Origin of the sequence: Butyrivibrio sp. XB500-5, assembly GCF_003625505.1 — a bacterium.
Taxonomy (GTDB): Bacteria; Bacillota; Clostridia; order Lachnospirales; family Lachnospiraceae; genus Butyrivibrio.
In genome coordinates this window covers 749,090-764,104 of record NZ_RAIS01000001.1, presented here as the reverse complement: position 1 = coordinate 764,104, position 15,015 = coordinate 749,090, and the positions used below count along the sequence as shown (strand labels likewise).

The 15,015-nt window shown below is 39.6% G+C and carries 13 protein-coding genes; all 13 read left to right on the top strand.

Annotation, left to right across the window (positions count from 1 at the left end):
* Positions 1-35: 35 nt before the first annotated feature.
* Complete coding sequence (gene ptsP / locus D6856_RS03580; protein WP_120685761.1) at positions 36-1,760, top strand: phosphoenolpyruvate--protein phosphotransferase; 1,725 nt, start codon at positions 36-38, stop codon at positions 1,758-1,760.
* On the top strand, positions 1,711-2,244 hold the full coding sequence (locus D6856_RS03575; RefSeq protein ID WP_120685760.1) for a histidine phosphatase family protein: 534 nt from the start codon (positions 1,711-1,713) through the stop codon (positions 2,242-2,244). The genes ptsP and D6856_RS03575 overlap by 50 nt, the downstream gene beginning before the upstream one ends.
* Before the next feature lie 269 nt (positions 2,245-2,513).
* The gene (locus tag D6856_RS03570) at positions 2,514-3,440 is read left to right on the top strand and encodes a hypothetical protein (RefSeq protein WP_120685759.1); all 927 of its coding nucleotides are present in this window, start codon (positions 2,514-2,516) and stop codon (positions 3,438-3,440) included.
* A gap of 23 nt (positions 3,441-3,463) precedes the next feature.
* The gene (locus D6856_RS03565) at positions 3,464-4,666 is read left to right on the top strand and encodes a dicarboxylate/amino acid:cation symporter (RefSeq protein WP_120655787.1); all 1,203 of its coding nucleotides are present in this window, start codon (positions 3,464-3,466) and stop codon (positions 4,664-4,666) included.
* Positions 4,667-4,787: 121 nt separating this feature from the next.
* Positions 4,788-5,339, top strand: a complete 552-nt coding sequence (locus D6856_RS03560) for a GNAT family N-acetyltransferase (RefSeq protein ID WP_120685758.1) — start codon at positions 4,788-4,790, stop codon at positions 5,337-5,339.
* Positions 5,339-6,373 carry a S66 family peptidase gene (locus tag D6856_RS03555; RefSeq protein ID WP_120685757.1) on the top strand — a complete coding sequence of 345 codons (1,035 nt, stop codon included), beginning with the start codon at positions 5,339-5,341 and terminating at the stop codon, positions 6,371-6,373. Before D6856_RS03560 ends, D6856_RS03555 begins: the two co-directional genes overlap by 1 nt.
* Positions 6,374-6,602: 229 nt before the next feature.
* The gene (locus tag D6856_RS03550; RefSeq protein ID WP_120685756.1) at positions 6,603-7,592 is read left to right on the top strand and encodes a helix-turn-helix domain-containing protein; all 990 of its coding nucleotides are present in this window, start codon (positions 6,603-6,605) and stop codon (positions 7,590-7,592) included.
* A 147-nt stretch (positions 7,593-7,739) separates the two neighbouring features.
* Positions 7,740-9,722 carry a hypothetical protein gene (locus D6856_RS03545; RefSeq protein ID WP_120685755.1) on the top strand — a complete coding sequence of 661 codons (1,983 nt, stop codon included), beginning with the start codon at positions 7,740-7,742 and terminating at the stop codon, positions 9,720-9,722.
* Positions 9,723-9,746: 24 nt separating this feature from the next.
* Positions 9,747-10,208: a hypothetical protein gene (locus D6856_RS03540; RefSeq protein WP_120685754.1), complete on the top strand. Its 462-nt coding sequence runs from the start codon at positions 9,747-9,749 to the stop codon at positions 10,206-10,208.
* Between the two features lie 39 nt (positions 10,209-10,247).
* Positions 10,248-11,492, top strand: coding sequence for a hypothetical protein (locus D6856_RS03535; RefSeq protein ID WP_120685753.1), 1,245 nt, complete (start codon positions 10,248-10,250; stop codon positions 11,490-11,492).
* Positions 11,493-11,512: 20 nt separating this feature from the next.
* On the top strand, positions 11,513-12,274 hold the full coding sequence (locus D6856_RS03530; protein ID WP_147367799.1) for an XAC2610-related protein: 762 nt from the start codon (positions 11,513-11,515) through the stop codon (positions 12,272-12,274).
* Between the two features lie 401 nt (positions 12,275-12,675).
* Entirely contained in the window at positions 12,676-13,062 is a 387-nt protein-coding gene (locus D6856_RS03525) for a hypothetical protein (protein WP_120685752.1), read from the top strand.
* Positions 13,063-13,140: 78 nt separating this feature from the next.
* Positions 13,141-14,892, top strand: a complete 1,752-nt coding sequence (locus D6856_RS03520; RefSeq protein WP_147367798.1) for a hypothetical protein — start codon at positions 13,141-13,143, stop codon at positions 14,890-14,892.
* Positions 14,893-15,015: the final 123 nt, after the last annotated feature.

The window sequence follows — 15,015 nt, the reverse complement described above, 5'->3', positions numbered from 1 at the left end:
GGAGCAGAACCCGCATATACGATCGGGGTAACAAAATGTACAACGGAATTGCCGCATCCGGCGGCATCGGAATAGGAAACGTCTGTGTCATCAAAGAGAGCGAGCTTAAGTACGACGCAGTTATAGTTAATGATCCCGCAGCCGAGAAAAAGAGGCTTGAGGGAGCTCTTTCAACTCTTAAAAAACTCACAAAAGAAACGGCAGAGTCTGTGAGAAGCCGCATAGGTTCAAGTGAAGCGGATATTCTTGACGGACATGTTCTTATGATGTCCGATCCCGAACTTATAAAACCCGTGACCAAGAAAATAAAGGAAGGCTTTAGCGCTGAGGCCGCAACAGAGGCTGTCCTTGACGGCTTTATCAAGATGTTCCGCGATATGGACGATGAGCTTATGAGCCAGCGCGCCGCAGATATCAAGGATATCAAGACAGGCCTTTTGAAGACTCTCATAGGAGTTAAGGAAGTTGACGTTGAGAATGTTCCGCAGGGCACAGTTCTTGTGGTAAAAGAGCTGACGCTTTCCGTGACAAGTCGCATAAACAGAGAGAATGTGGTCGGTATAATCACGGAAGAAGGCGGAATCACCTCGCATTCGCTTATTCTTGCAAGGGCGCTTGAAATTCCTGCGGTTCTGTCGGTAAAAGATATTACGTCTATTGCGACGGACAAGGACACCGTGATAGTTGACGGAAATCACGGAAATGTGATCCTCAATCCCGACGATGCGACCTATTATGATTATATTGCCAAGAGAGAAGACTATCTTAAGCGTGAAGAGCTTCTTTCGACTTACAAGGATAAAAAGACAGTTACCGCGGATGGCATTAAGTGTAAGGTTTTCAGCAATATAGGAACTCCCGACGAAGCTGCGAGAGCCTTTGAACACGGCTCTGAAGGAATCGGGCTGTTTAGGTCGGAATTTCTTTTTATGGAAAACAATCACCTTCCTTCCGAAGAGGAGCAGTATAACGCATATAAGGAAGCTGTCACCGCGATGAAGGGAAAACCGGTAGTTATCAGAACGATGGATATCGGCGGCGACAAAGAGATTCCTTATCTTAATCTGAAAAAAGAGAGCAATCCTTTTCTCGGATTCAGAGGCGTGCGCTACAGCCTGGGTAATAAAGAAAGCTTTAAGATGCAGCTTCGCGCGATCATGAGAGCGGGAGCGCATGGCAAGGTCAAGATAATGGTGCCTTTAGTGACCTGTCTTGATGAGCTTAGGGAAGTTAGGGCGCTGGTAAAAGAGACCTCGAAGGAGCTTGATAAAGAGAAAATAGCCCACGATAAAGATGTTGAGGTGGGCTGTATGATAGAGACGCCCTCCGCTGCGCTTATAGCGGATATACTTGCGAAAGAAGCAGACTTTTTTTCCATAGGGACCAATGATCTGATACAATACACGATGAGCGTGGACAGAGGAAACGGCGATGTTTCGTATCTGTATTCCGCGCTGCAGCCGTCGGTGCTCAGAAGTATAAGGAATATCATAGAAAGTGGTAAGAAAGCGGGGATACCCGTCGCTATGTGCGGAGAAGCCGCTTCAGACAGCCTTATTCTGCCGCTTCTTATATCTTTCGGGCTTGAGGAGTTCAGCGTTAATCCTGCGGATGTGCTTAGGACAAGAGCAGCTATCGCCGGATGGAGCAAAAAAGAGGCCGATGAGCTGGCGGAGAAAATACTTAAATTAGATACGGAGAAAGAAGTACATGACGCACTTTTACTTTATAAGACACGGGCAGACGGTATGGAACGTTGAGAATAAGATCTGCGGAGCAACGGATATAGCGCTCACGGAGCTTGGACACGAGCAGGCAATCGAGACAGGAAAGAAAATACTTGAACAAGGGATCCATGCAGATGAGATCCTTACTTCACCTCTTGTAAGGGCCAAGGACACTGCGGCTCATATATCTGAGGTTACGGGAATCCCGTACAGGATAGAGCAAAGGCTGATCGAGCAGAATTTCGGAAGATATGAGTCGACTCCCAGAGACGGCCTTGAATTTCATGAAGCCAAGAAGCACATGGCAAGCAGATTCGGTACAGGCGAATCAATGATGCAGCTTGCGCAGAGAATCTATAATCTCCTTGATGATATCAAGAAGGATGAAAAAACTTATATTCTTGTGGCACACAACGGAATCGCAAGGATAGTTGAGTCATATTTCCGTGAGATGGACAATGAAGAATTTTCATTGTTTGGTATAAAAAACTGCGAGATCCGCAGATATGATTTTTGAGAAAAAATATACATTTGTGGCGCTTGAAACCTGAGAATGTGTTCACCGTTTGGACACATTCTCTTTTAATTGTTACGAAAAACCGTCGTTCACAACAAAAACAACGTCGTTCATAACATCGGTATTGAAATAGCTTTTTCATATGGGTTATCATTCGGTTAACACGAAGATCGCGGCTTCGTGCAAACGCTTATAAAAGGAAAGTCTTAAAAGGAAAGAAGGAATTGTAAAAAGGGACAGTATATTGGTAAGTGTAAAGGGGTAAGGATATGAAAGACCTTAAGAATATCATGATCCTGACAGCGGCGGCGCTCAGTGTGATTGCGATGGGGATCGCAACTTATGTTTTTATGAGTAATACGGGGAAAAAATACACTGAGAGCGTTGTATCTTATCCAAAGAACGGAACCGAGAAATCGATTTTTGCTTCAAACGGAAGAGATTCATATCTATGCTGCACCGAAGGAGATAACTATTCGGTCTATTTCACTGACAAAGATAGCTTTGACAAACTTCCTTACGATTGTCCCCCAAATAAAAGAATTATCCGCATGGCTGTTGATGATGACGGTAATTGCAGTATGCTGATCTACAGTGCTTCCACGGAGATAGTTGACGGGGCGCCTCTCAGTATGCTGACAGGTGAAACTACTGAGATTGACGTTATAGATAAGACCGGAAAGATGCTCAGTAGAACCGATGTGAGTGCTTTTTTGACCAGTGAAAATGTACCGAGCAGCTTTGCAACGCATGATTCGATCTACTACGCGATGGATTGCGCTGGAAATGCGATAGTCGGCTCTGTTCTTGACGGAATGGGGAACGTAATGTCTTTTGACGTGGACGGAACGGTCACAGCGGTAGATGATGCCAAAGATGAGATAGTTACGGTTGTTTTGGAAGATGAGACCAGTTACCTTAAGAGTATCAGCGATTCAGGCGAGGAACTGTGGAAAGTTGAGCTTCCAAAGAGCGCATGTAAGTACGGAATATGCGATCGGACTGATGGTAAGATTTATCTCTATAACAAAGAACTTGGCATATATGTCTATGATATAAAGAAGAAAAAGATAATTCGTTTATATGAGAATCCTGAAGTTGCTCTCGGAGCCGGAATAAATGATGATCATATCTGCATTTTATACGACGGTGACGAAGATTACGAGCTTCACTTTATCGAGCCCGATAAGCTATAATAATAGCATAGGAGGGTTACGGTATGAAGAAAAAATTACCACTGGCAATTCAGATCTTTATCGCACTTGTTCTCGGTATCATTGCGGGTCTGCTTTTACAGGGGCACGCTGATTTTGCGGAGAACTATATCAAGCCGTTCGGCACGATATTCCTTAATCTTGTTAAATTTATAGTTGTTCCGATAGTTCTTTTCTCTATCATGTCGGGAGTTATTTCCATGCAGGATATCAGAAAAGTCGGATCTATCGGAATAAAGACGATCATCTACTACTTATGTACGACGGCGGTTGCCATAGTAATAGGATTGGTCGGAGGAAATGTATTCAAGGGATTTTTCCCGGTGCTTCAGACCTCGGAGCTTACTTACGAGGCATCGAGCAGTGCACCGATCATGGATACTATCATCAATATTTTTCCTTCTAACTTTATTATGCCGCTTTCCGAGGCGACCATGCTTCAGGTTATTGTAATGGCAATACTTATCGGCTTTGCCATTATTCTGGTTGGTGACGAGGCTGCGCCTGCGGTGAAAGGAATCAATTCATTCAATGCGGTATTCATGAAATGCATGGAAATGATACTTAAGCTTTCGCCTATCGGTGTGTTCTGCCTTATCTGCCCGGTTGTGGCAACAAACGGAAGCGCGGTACTCGGATCGCTTGCAATGGTGCTCCTTGCAGCGTATATCTGCTATATACTCCACATGGTCATTGTATATTCAATCGCAGTTAGAACTATGGGCGGAATGAGCCCCGTTAAGTTCTTCAAGGGCCAGCTCCCTGCGATGATCTTTGCATTCTCCAGCGCATCAAGTGTCGGAACACTTCCTATCAACATGAAAGGCTGCGAGAAGATGGGCGCGGACAAAGAGATCACATCATTCGTATTGCCCCTCGGTGCAACGATAAACATGGACGGAACAGCAATCTATCAGGGCGTATGTGCTATCTTCATCGCATCCTGCTACGGAGTTCAGCTCACATTCCCGCAGATGCTCACGATAGTTCTTACAGCAACGCTTGCATCTATCGGTACAGCCGGCGTTCCCGGTGCGGGCATGGTCATGCTTGCGATGGTACTTACATCTGTAGGACTTCCCGTTGACGGTATCGCGCTCGTTGCAGGTATCGACAGGATTTTCGATATGGGTAGAACCGTAGTAAATATCACAGGTGACGCTTCATGCTCACTCGTTGTAAGTAATTTGGAAAAGAAAAAGGGTTGACATGAAATTGTCTGCCAATTATACTTGGATTTAATATTTTTCAGAAAGAAGATTCGAAATGGCAAAATTCCTCATCAAACTTTACCGGTTTGATGAGGCATTTTTTTAAGGAGGAGCTATTATGAAGTATGAAGCGGAAGAAATAACACTTAGGGACGGGCGCAAGCTTACGATCAGAAGCGCCGAGGAAAAAGATGCCGAGACGATGCTTGAGTATATCTACAAGATAGCGGAAGAGACGCATTATATGATCAGATATCCCGAAGAGGTTGATGACGATCTTGAAGATGAGAAGAGGATCATAAACGAAAATCTCAATGATGACGGTTCGGTGTTCCTTACTGTTTTTGACAAAGACAGAGCTGTAGGCAACGTTTGTGTTTATCGAAATAGGAACAATTATAAGCTTAAACACCGTTGCAATTTCGCGATAGCTCTTTTTCAGGAGTTTTGCGGTGCCGGCCTTGGCGGAATTCTTATAGACAGAGCAGTTAAGCAGGCAAAAGAAATGGGCTTTGAGCAGATGGAGCTTGGGGCATTTGCGGACAATGAAAGAGCGCTTGCCCTTTATAAAAAGATGGGCTTTAAAGAATACGGAAGGCTTCACAAAGCTTTTAAGTTAAAGGACGGGAGATATATCGATGAAGTTTGCATGGTAAAGGAGCTTAATTAATGGTCAAAACAGTAGGAATTGTGAGCCTCTCACGGGGAACTATAGGAGAAGATTTTGTAAAGCATGAGGTAGAGCTTGGGACAAAGCGCCTTGAAGAAATGGGACTTAAAGTGAAGTTCATGCCAAATGCCCTCAAAGGAATAGAATATTTGGAAGTTCATCCCGAAAAGCGCGCGGAGGATCTCATTGCAGCTTACAAAGATCCTGAGATAGACATGATTCTTTGCGCTATAGGCGGTGATGATACATATCGCCTGTTACCGTATCTTTTTAAGAACGATGAGCTTAAGAATGCAGTAAATGACAAGATATTCCTTGGCTTTTCCGATACGACGATCAATCATTTTATGCTGCACAAAGTCGGCGTAAAGAGCTTTTACGGACAGTCATTCCTTGCAGATATATGCGAGATGGACAAAGATATTTTGCCCTATACCAAGAAGTATTTCACAGAGCTGATAACAACAGGTAAGATAAAAGAGATCACGCCAAGCGATGTCTGGTATGAGAGCAGAACAAATTTTGACCTTGATCAGATGGGAACGGCGCTTCCAAAGCATGAAGATAACGGCTTTGAACTATTGCAGGGAGAAAGCTCTTTTGCCGGGGAGATATTAGGCGGATGCATCGATTCCATATATGATATCTTTAACGGTGAACGCTACGCGGATATGCCTGTTCTTTGCAGCAAATATGAGCTTTTTCCTTCAAAAGAGGATTGGAAGGGAAAGATTCTTTTGCTTGAATCAAGTGAGGAGCAGCCTGCGCCGGAGAAATATCGCGCCGCTTTGCAGTATCTAAAGGACTATGGAGTCTTCGATGTAATAAGCGGAGTTCTTGTGGGAAAGCCGATGGACAGGAAATATGAGGTTGAATACAAGCAGGTGCTTAAGGAAGTGATAGCAAACGAGAGTCTTCCGATTGTTTGCAACATCAATATCGGACACGCGCTTCCACGCTGTATAATTCCTTTTGGGGTGGAAGCTGTAGTTGATACATCCGATCGGAAAATGGTAAAATTCACTTGGCAGTGATAACTAAATAAGCAATAGTAACACGTGTTATCAAATGAAAAGAAAACCTGCAAAGCCTGTAACCACGCGGATGCAACTGCCGGTTGACAAACTTCAAAGCACAGTTTGTAGTGTGCAACCGATCATTTTTGTAAGCTAAGATCATCCAAAAACAAAAAACACATCGAGCTCGAAAACAAAAATCAGATTCGAGGTCGAAAATCAAAAAACAAAATCGGAGGAAAAGAAAATGATACTTGCGGACAAGATTATCAATGAAAGAAAGAAACTTGGATGGTCACAGGAGGAACTTGCAGATAAGCTTGATGTTTCAAGACAGTCTGTATCAAAATGGGAAAGCATGCAGGCAACACCCGATCTTAACAGAGTACTTAAGATGGCTGAGATCTTCGGTGTAACCACAGATTACTTATTAAAGGATGAGATCGAAGAGATTCCTACCAATGTAATAGTACAGGATACTGTTTCTACCAAAGAGGAACTCAGAAGCGTTAGCATGGAAGAAGCAAATACATACCTTAATCTGGTTGAGGATACTGCACCTAAGACAGCACTCGGTGTTTCATTATGTATAGCATCACCGGTATTTCTTATGTTCCGTTCGGCTTTTGAATCTATTGGAATTATGAATGATGCAGCTTCAACGGTTTTCTCACTGTCGGCACTTCTTATAATGGTAGCGATTGCTGTTTTTATTTTCATTATGACCGGCAAGAAGCTTGATGTTTACAAATATCTTGAAGAGACCAATATTGAAACTGCTTACGGCGTTGACGGAATGGTAAGAGAGAAAAAGAGCAGATTTGAAGGCAAACACTCTATGTTTGTAGCAATCGGCGTTATCTTATGCATCGTTGCTGTTATTCCCGTATTTGCAACCGCGCTCTTTACAGATGCACAGAACGAGCACGCTACAACATATGCGGTTGGAGTTCTTTTGTTAATAATCGCAGCCGGCGTTAACATGATAGTAAGAGCAGGAAGCATCATGGATTCTTATAAGAAGCTTCTTCAGGAGGGTGATTACACTCCCGAAGGCAAGAAGGTTTCCAAGACTGTAGGCAAGATCGCAGCAATCTACTGGCCTTTAGTTGTAGCTGGTTACCTTGCATGGAGCTTCATCACAATGAGATGGGATACAACATGGATCGTATGGCCTGTTGCAGGTGTTCTTTTCGGCGCAGTAGCAGGTATCGTAAGAACATTTAATAAAGACTGATAGTAATTAAATAAGAATTTGAAAGATCACGAAAAAGAGGCTTTTTTCGTGATCTTTTTTGTTGATTTAAAATGTTAAGAAGTGTAATATATATTTGTAACGCTTGGCGTAAAAAAGAAAAAGAGTAAACGGGAGATAAGTGAAAAAATGGGGATAAATAGTGGTAAATTCTTTGATGCAGAACTTTCGCGTGAATATTATGAGACTTTAAAGAGTGAAAAAAGTTTATATGATGGCAAGGCAGCTGTGACTAGGTCATCTCAAAATGAATTTAACGCTAATGAGCTTTTTCTTGGTAACACAGCACGTGCCATGAAAATGTTTATCAAAAACGGAACCGGAAAAATGCTTAATGATGTTACCGATATGTATTCTCAGATGTTAGCAAATCAAGAATACATAATGGGGACGTTTGAGTGCATTGTTGATAATAGTCCTAACGCAAGAATAGAATATGATACTCTTGAGACGATAAATAAGGATTTCAAGGGATTTTACAGAAGATTCGATACGCTTGCAACTCAGGCACACGAGACAATAAAAAATCTGAATAAAGATTTTGGAGAAGAGGTGCCGGGTGGATTTCCACAGCCTAACAGAAAAAAACCGCTTGATTCATTTATAGATATATGCGGTGGTGATGATCCGTCTAAAGGATATTTCAAAGAGTGCCAGAACAAGCTGACCTCGTTTGATGATACAATAAAATTTTATCTAAAAGGGAGAGAGACCCCTTTTAACAGTGCTGATCTCAATAAGAGAATAAAAGCATCTTCGGGTATTTTACGAAGCTACAGTCACGAAAATCCGAATTTAGACCCTACAAAGGTAGATGAAATAGGCGAGCCTATTATAAAAACGGCTAAAGTAATAAATAATAAGTTCTCCAAGCTCTGCACAGGAATAGAGAAGTATTTTGATAAAAACGGTGACTTCAATTATGCTCATGGCAAAAACGCAAAAGGTTCTTTGCCGTGTTCTTTTGCTGCGATAGAAGCTTCTGAAAGTCCGATTGCAAGGGCAATCCTTTCTTCAGCAATGTATGGAGCTGTCAAAAAATATGTGAGGGACACTTCTTTACCATATTCTATTAATCAAAGTGCATACAGAATAAGCCCTATAACAACGGCTTTATCATTAAAGCTTGGTGGTGCAGTTCAAAGCTACTTGGAAAAGGGAAATCTTTCGGATATGAAAAAGAACACTCTTGCCAACTTTGAAGCGTTTCAGAGGGGCGGTGTAAGCTATGTGCTTGATTCTGCGGTCGGAACCTGTTCAATCAAGAATCTTCTTAATACAGACGATATCAAAGGGTTTAATGCAAAAGACTCATTGAGAAAATTCTTTGAGTCCGCCGGTTATATTACATTATATGGTTCCTCATTCTTTAATGTGCAGAACATAGTAGCTAAAGGTGTAAGAAATGAGAATACTTATACCTATTCGGATCTGTTGGGCGAATTGTCAGAAGTTACAGATGAGGATCTGTCGTTTTTACAGGAAACTAAGGACTGTTTCTACTCAAACGAGGAAGCGTTAGAGAAAGTTACAGCTTTGAACGATGATATTGAAGCGGCTGCAAAAAAATATGGTATTGATAAAGCCATGCTTCAGGCAATTCTTTTTAGAGAAATCAGATGCTACGGCGTAGATGATCCTGTGGCTGACAGTCTTGTGGTCCAAAGTTATTCATATGAACAGCAGATGGAATCTTATATGGAGTGGTCTTCAAATATAAACTTCAGTAATTGGTGGCAGATATTTTTCAGACAGCCGCCGCAGATTCCTATCGGCTACAGAACGGATTCTTCAACCGGTGTAGGACAGATTTTTGCTGCAACAGCGATAGATGCATATAACTCATACTATGGTACCGACTATGATAGTTCAGATTGGCATGTAAAAGAGGAATTTTGGAATAATCTGCAGGATGACAGCTATAGCGTAGATATGGTTGCGCTGGTACTTATAAATAATGCAAAAGAGCTGGGATATGATGTAAATAATCTTACCGATGAACAGCTTCAGGATGTATTTAGAAGATATAACGGTTTTGGCGATAACGCTGAAGCTTATGGTGAAGTCGTAAAACAGTATTATGATTCTTTTTCAGAGTATAACGGTAATTAAAAGCTTTTGTGAGGATCAATTTATATGAGTAAAAAACTGGCAAAAATAATACTGATAGTATTTCTGGTTATCATTATTGGCTTGATCGCAATGCCTTTTGTTATTTCCGGTCAAAACGATAAAGCTGCTCAAAACATAGTCAAGGAAATAAAGAGTATCCCTGTGCCTGATAATACAAGTATAGTAGACGAGATATCCGCTGCAGGTAAGTTGTCCGGTAATGGTGAGGGAATGCAGTATTTTGGAGCGGTTTTGCTAGAAAGTGAATTATCGCTCGAAGATTTACAGGCTTATTATGGAAAGTATGCTGAGTCAAAATACAGTAATATTGTAGCTTGTCAGGAAAATAAACGTATCAAAGTAGTAGAACACAAGGAACTGAATTTTAAAGCTGAGATAGACAAAGATAATAATTATTACATCGTTTATACCTGGGGGGATCGTGACGGTATAGCATCTGAACTTGATCCACGAGGAATTGGGTAATCTCTGGATATAGCTAAAAAAGGAAAAGAGGCACGAAGAATGGCAAAAGATAATACAACAATCGGTGGTTTTGATACAAGCGGTGATGACACACTTCTACTGGACAATGCTACATATAATCAGATACAAAATAAGCTGCTTCAAAGCGCTAGTGAGCTGATCTTTAATAAATCGGCTTTTGACATGGAAGACGCTGTATGCGGAACTGAAGGAATGGTTTTACTTGCTGATTATTGGCATAGGGTTGTTGATAGCAGTGACTGTTTGAGGGATTTTCTGTGTGAAGACGTTGATATGATATGTACAAAAGTTCAGGATTCTATAAACGAAACGGATCAGAGTCTTGCCGCATCTCTTTCATGTAATGCCATGGGCGCCGGAAAAAGCATGCTGGGAGCTTTTATGGGACGAAGATCAACGAAACAAAAGGAAGAACCCGACGATGCTAAAGGAACCAAAGACACCACTGTGGAGAAAATAGATGATGAGTTTGGCGATATTCAGATTTTATATAAATTTTCATATGAAGATATACAATTTTTAAAAGAAAATTATTTAACTGAGCTTAAGATGCTGCAGAATGTGCAAAAATATAGTACGTCTGATGCGTCTAAGATATACCAACAACTTAGAGTAAAAGTGGATGAAATAGGCCGGCTTTTATTTGGAATAGGTTGGAATGAAAAAGATTTAACGCCAGAAACTTTGGATGAAATTAAGGAAGTATTAAAAAAGTATAATATAACGACCAAAGAAGAAATCTGTGCTTTTTTAGCTGAGTGTTCATATGAAACAGGTATGGGAAAATGGTACATAGAAAAAGGTGATGAGGCTTATTTTACAAATAACGGTTATGGAATTGAATATAGAGGTGGAGGAGCTATACAAATTACTCATGATTATGGATATAAGGCATTTGCTACTTACGTATTATTAAAAGATCATCCTGAGTTAAATGAATATGGTCATTATGTTAATCCTGCACATTTAGGTGAAGAATATGTAGATGAACAGTACAACAACCTGATAAATGCTGCTAAAGAATTGGGAATAGAAGTTTCAAATTATCAAAATATTGTTTCAGAAGGTGCGGTTTATGTTGCTGAAAATTATGCATGGGAAACTGCAGGCTATTATTGGGAAATAAACAATCTGAATGATGTTATTGATTCTGGGACGATAAATGATGTAAGTGATATAGTTAATAGTGGCGATACAGAAACATTTCCTAAACGAGAAGAGTATTATAATACACTTTGTGAGAATTATGATGATATTTTTTGATAAACAATTGAGAGGAATAGATGATGAAGATAGATATTAAAAAAGTATTAATTTTAGCATGCATATGCATAAACTTAATTGGATGTGCTATTGATAAAAAGATTACAGATAATCGTAATACGGAAGTAGAAGAATATAATAATGAAACATTAAGTGTAGAATATGAAGAACAATCTGAAATATCGACTGATGAAGAGGAAAAAGTTGAAATAGAATGTGAAGATGCCGATGTAAATGCAGAAATATCAAATACAGTACTTCTTGATGAAGGGAAAAAAATAGAACACGCTGAATGGGTTGACGAAGAACAAAGTTTATACCATGTATCTGTTGGTCGTACAAAAGAGGAACCTGACGAATACATGCATTTGGAGGACTATTTTTTTGCCAAAGAGAACGGAAAGGTAATTTCATTAAAAGTAGATTATCCTTCAAAAAAAGCTTCTAGGGACAGTGATAGATATGTGTTTGAAGCGTGCGATTTTGATGTCGAATATGTAGATGTAAGTTTTGACGGACATAAAGACATCGTTATCTCACTTGGCAGTCAGAGCTCAAGCGGAATGAGCGTGTATTGTGCATACGTTTATGAAGACGGTGAGTATGTATATAAGAAAACATTCGAGGAAATCTCGAATTACAGAATAGATGAAAATAAGAAGGTAATTACCGGAACTTACAGACATAGTTATATTGAACATGTCGTGGTAACGTACGAATATAAAGATAATGAATACGTTTTGATATCAAAAGAGATTGTTTCGAATTATACGGAGGAATAGTGTTATTAAACGGATGTATGTAAAAATCAAATATCGAAAATGTAGATTATTCTAATGCGCATATATCTTCAGACGCGGCATGGTCGGGAGATACAACCATATTCGGCTCATACGACAAATAAGCTACTAAAACGGACGGTATAAAAATTGATGAATCGGCGTTTCCCGATAAAATTTTTCGAGGATATATAAGAGAATTTGTTGACACGGATAAGGATGGCTTTTTATCGAAAGAAGAGATAGATTCGGTTAAACAGATATTTGTTCGTGCAAGCGTAGATGAAAGGTATCATGATATAACATCTATTAAAGGTATTGAGCTTTTTACTGAGATTGAAGAATTATCAATCACGCGTACCAGCGTAACTGAGTTTGATCTTTCCAATAATAAACTGACTTATTTGCAATGCATAGATACTGATATTTCGAGCATTGATACCGGTTTATTCCCGAAACTTCGCGACCTTCAGATAGGTGGGACTAAGATAGATTCAATAGATTTATCTAATAACCCGGAATTGGAGGCACTGGATGTTTCTGATACAGTGATAGGAAACCTGGATCTATCAAATAATCCAAAATTAATGGCAGTACACTGTAGTAACTGCGATAATTTGTGCAGCCTGGATTTGAAAAATAATCCTCATATTCAGGAAATAAGTATTGATTATAGCGGGATTAGTAAGCTTGATGTTTCCGGTTTTTCAGAAATAAACACCGTAGTATGTGACATGGATGATGAAATATTAGGTTGTGACGAGAGGCTTATTTTAAGAAGGGATAAATGATGCATTGTGAATAATAACCGGATAAATAGATGCGTGGCGAGGGAATGATAAATAGTTCCTAAAGTTTATATGATGAGTATGGAAAAAAGACTAAAACAAAAAACTAGAATAATTACATTTGCAATAGTTCTGGGCGCTTTATTTATAAGTGGTTGTAATAATACTAATGATAGTAAAAATGAACCATTTGATTATAAAAAATTAGGAGTATCAGAGTATACGTATGAAAATGGATTTGAATTAAAGCCCGACTTAAGAGCGGCCATTCAAGTTATGGCATCACATTCGGATTATGATAATTCGATAGTTTCGGATGAAAAATGGCAGGATTTTTTCTTGAGAAACTATATCCAAAGTATGTTTGATGGATATGACTATAAAAAGAAGATCCTAAAAGAACAAGATGGTTTAATGACCAAGACTCAAATTGAGTATATTAATTATTCTTTGACAGGGGAATATGCGATTTTTGATTCATTGGAAAATGATGAGATAAATTGTTTGGAATCACAGAACAGTCCACTGGTTGCTTATACCATTACCGACTATGAATATGAAGAGCAAGGCGAAAATATTGTTCTGAAAGCTGATGCTGATTTCTTTAAAAAAGGGAGCACCGAGAAAAGGAAATATATTATTACAGCTGTGCTGGAAAGAAATCCCTATAGCTGTTTTGACGGATATAGTATTGTGTCAATCAAAACAGAGGATGTTACCGAATACGAACATGGAGACGAGGCAACTATTACAGCGACTTCGGTTGATTTGTCAGATACTTTGGATATAAAAGAGTATCAATATCCCGAAGAGTTTGCTATAGGTGATAATCTTAGAGCTATGCTTGAAAACTGCGCAATTTATTACACGGACTATAATAACAGCAATGAAATCGATGCAGAGTGGGAACAGGGCTTCATACATAATTTTTGTCAAAATTCATGGTTTGGATATGATTATCTAAATAGTATTGGTGATAATGGCGGATTAACGATCAGCAAAGAACAGGTTGAGTATATTTATAATTCGTTTTCGGGTAATTCAGCTGAGTTTATGTCTTTAACTGAGGGAGAGGATATTAAAATAGATGAAGCTTCGAGTGGCTTCTCTTATGCGGAATTATTGGATTACAAAACTGAAGATAATGGAGATGAGATCAATCTGAGCGTTACGTTCAAGATTTCCAATGCTGTAGATGGCGACATAGAAAAAGAGGGAAAGGTGACGCTGATAAAAAATCCCTATAGCTGTTTTGATGGTTATAGCGTAAAAAGTTTTCATATAAGCAAAATACATACAGACGCTGAAACTATCAGTAGCAAAAATGTGTTTTTTGACGGAACCAAGACTGATGAAACATATAAAGTGACGGAGTTACTTGATGAAGCAGTATCCGAAGTTGAAGTTAAGACCGAGAAAATCGCAGAGTATGATTCGGGAGAAGTATATTCGATCTCAATTGGTTATGAGAGTCCTGAAATAAGCGGGACTGACAAAGAAGAAAGATTAAATATAGGACGTTTTCTTGTATCGAAAGATAATATATATTTGTTGCTGGAAGAAAATGGAATACCTTCTGAGGAAGAGTTTGTGAATAACGGAATCGTGGTAGCTTCTGATGATGATTATTCAAAGATAATCGGAGAAGTTTATCAAGTTGAGATTACTCATGAAGGTGATAAGTGTATCTTTGCAATGTGGAACACGGCAATCGAAAGCGGTTGGTATTGTCATTATGAATGGATAAAGGGCTGTGGATTGGTCTACTACAGATCTGGATACGGCGCAGCTAGGGATGCAATTGAAATAACAAACTCATTATTTATAAAGTAGTATATGAATGTCCGATAAATTAAAGCAGCCTTTTGGAGATGACGAAAGTGTACCGTAAACCTAAGAGCAGAGTCATAAGGTACATTTACATACCCAAATTATTATCTTTTTTTGAAAGGAAGC

What these genes read in the sequence shown, in the direction of transcription:
- ptsP (WP_120685761.1), top strand. Translation starts at nt 36, where the DNA reads ATGTACAACGGAATTGCCGCATCCGGCGGCATCGGAATAGGAAACGTC.
- D6856_RS03575 (WP_120685760.1), top strand. Translation starts at nt 1,711, where the DNA reads ATGACGCACTTTTACTTTATAAGACACGGGCAGACGGTATGGAACGTT.
- D6856_RS03570 (WP_120685759.1), top strand. Translation starts at nt 2,514, where the DNA reads ATGAAAGACCTTAAGAATATCATGATCCTGACAGCGGCGGCGCTCAGT.
- D6856_RS03565 (WP_120655787.1), top strand. Translation starts at nt 3,464, where the DNA reads ATGAAGAAAAAATTACCACTGGCAATTCAGATCTTTATCGCACTTGTT.
- D6856_RS03560 (WP_120685758.1), top strand. Translation starts at nt 4,788, where the DNA reads ATGAAGTATGAAGCGGAAGAAATAACACTTAGGGACGGGCGCAAGCTT.
- D6856_RS03555 (WP_120685757.1), top strand. Translation starts at nt 5,339, where the DNA reads ATGGTCAAAACAGTAGGAATTGTGAGCCTCTCACGGGGAACTATAGGA.
- D6856_RS03550 (WP_120685756.1), top strand. Translation starts at nt 6,603, where the DNA reads ATGATACTTGCGGACAAGATTATCAATGAAAGAAAGAAACTTGGATGG.
- D6856_RS03545 (WP_120685755.1), top strand. Translation starts at nt 7,740, where the DNA reads ATGGGGATAAATAGTGGTAAATTCTTTGATGCAGAACTTTCGCGTGAA.
- D6856_RS03540 (WP_120685754.1), top strand. Translation starts at nt 9,747, where the DNA reads ATGAGTAAAAAACTGGCAAAAATAATACTGATAGTATTTCTGGTTATC.
- D6856_RS03535 (WP_120685753.1), top strand. Translation starts at nt 10,248, where the DNA reads ATGGCAAAAGATAATACAACAATCGGTGGTTTTGATACAAGCGGTGAT.
- D6856_RS03530 (WP_147367799.1), top strand. Translation starts at nt 11,513, where the DNA reads ATGATGAAGATAGATATTAAAAAAGTATTAATTTTAGCATGCATATGC.
- D6856_RS03520 (WP_147367798.1), top strand. Translation starts at nt 13,141, where the DNA reads ATGGAAAAAAGACTAAAACAAAAAACTAGAATAATTACATTTGCAATA.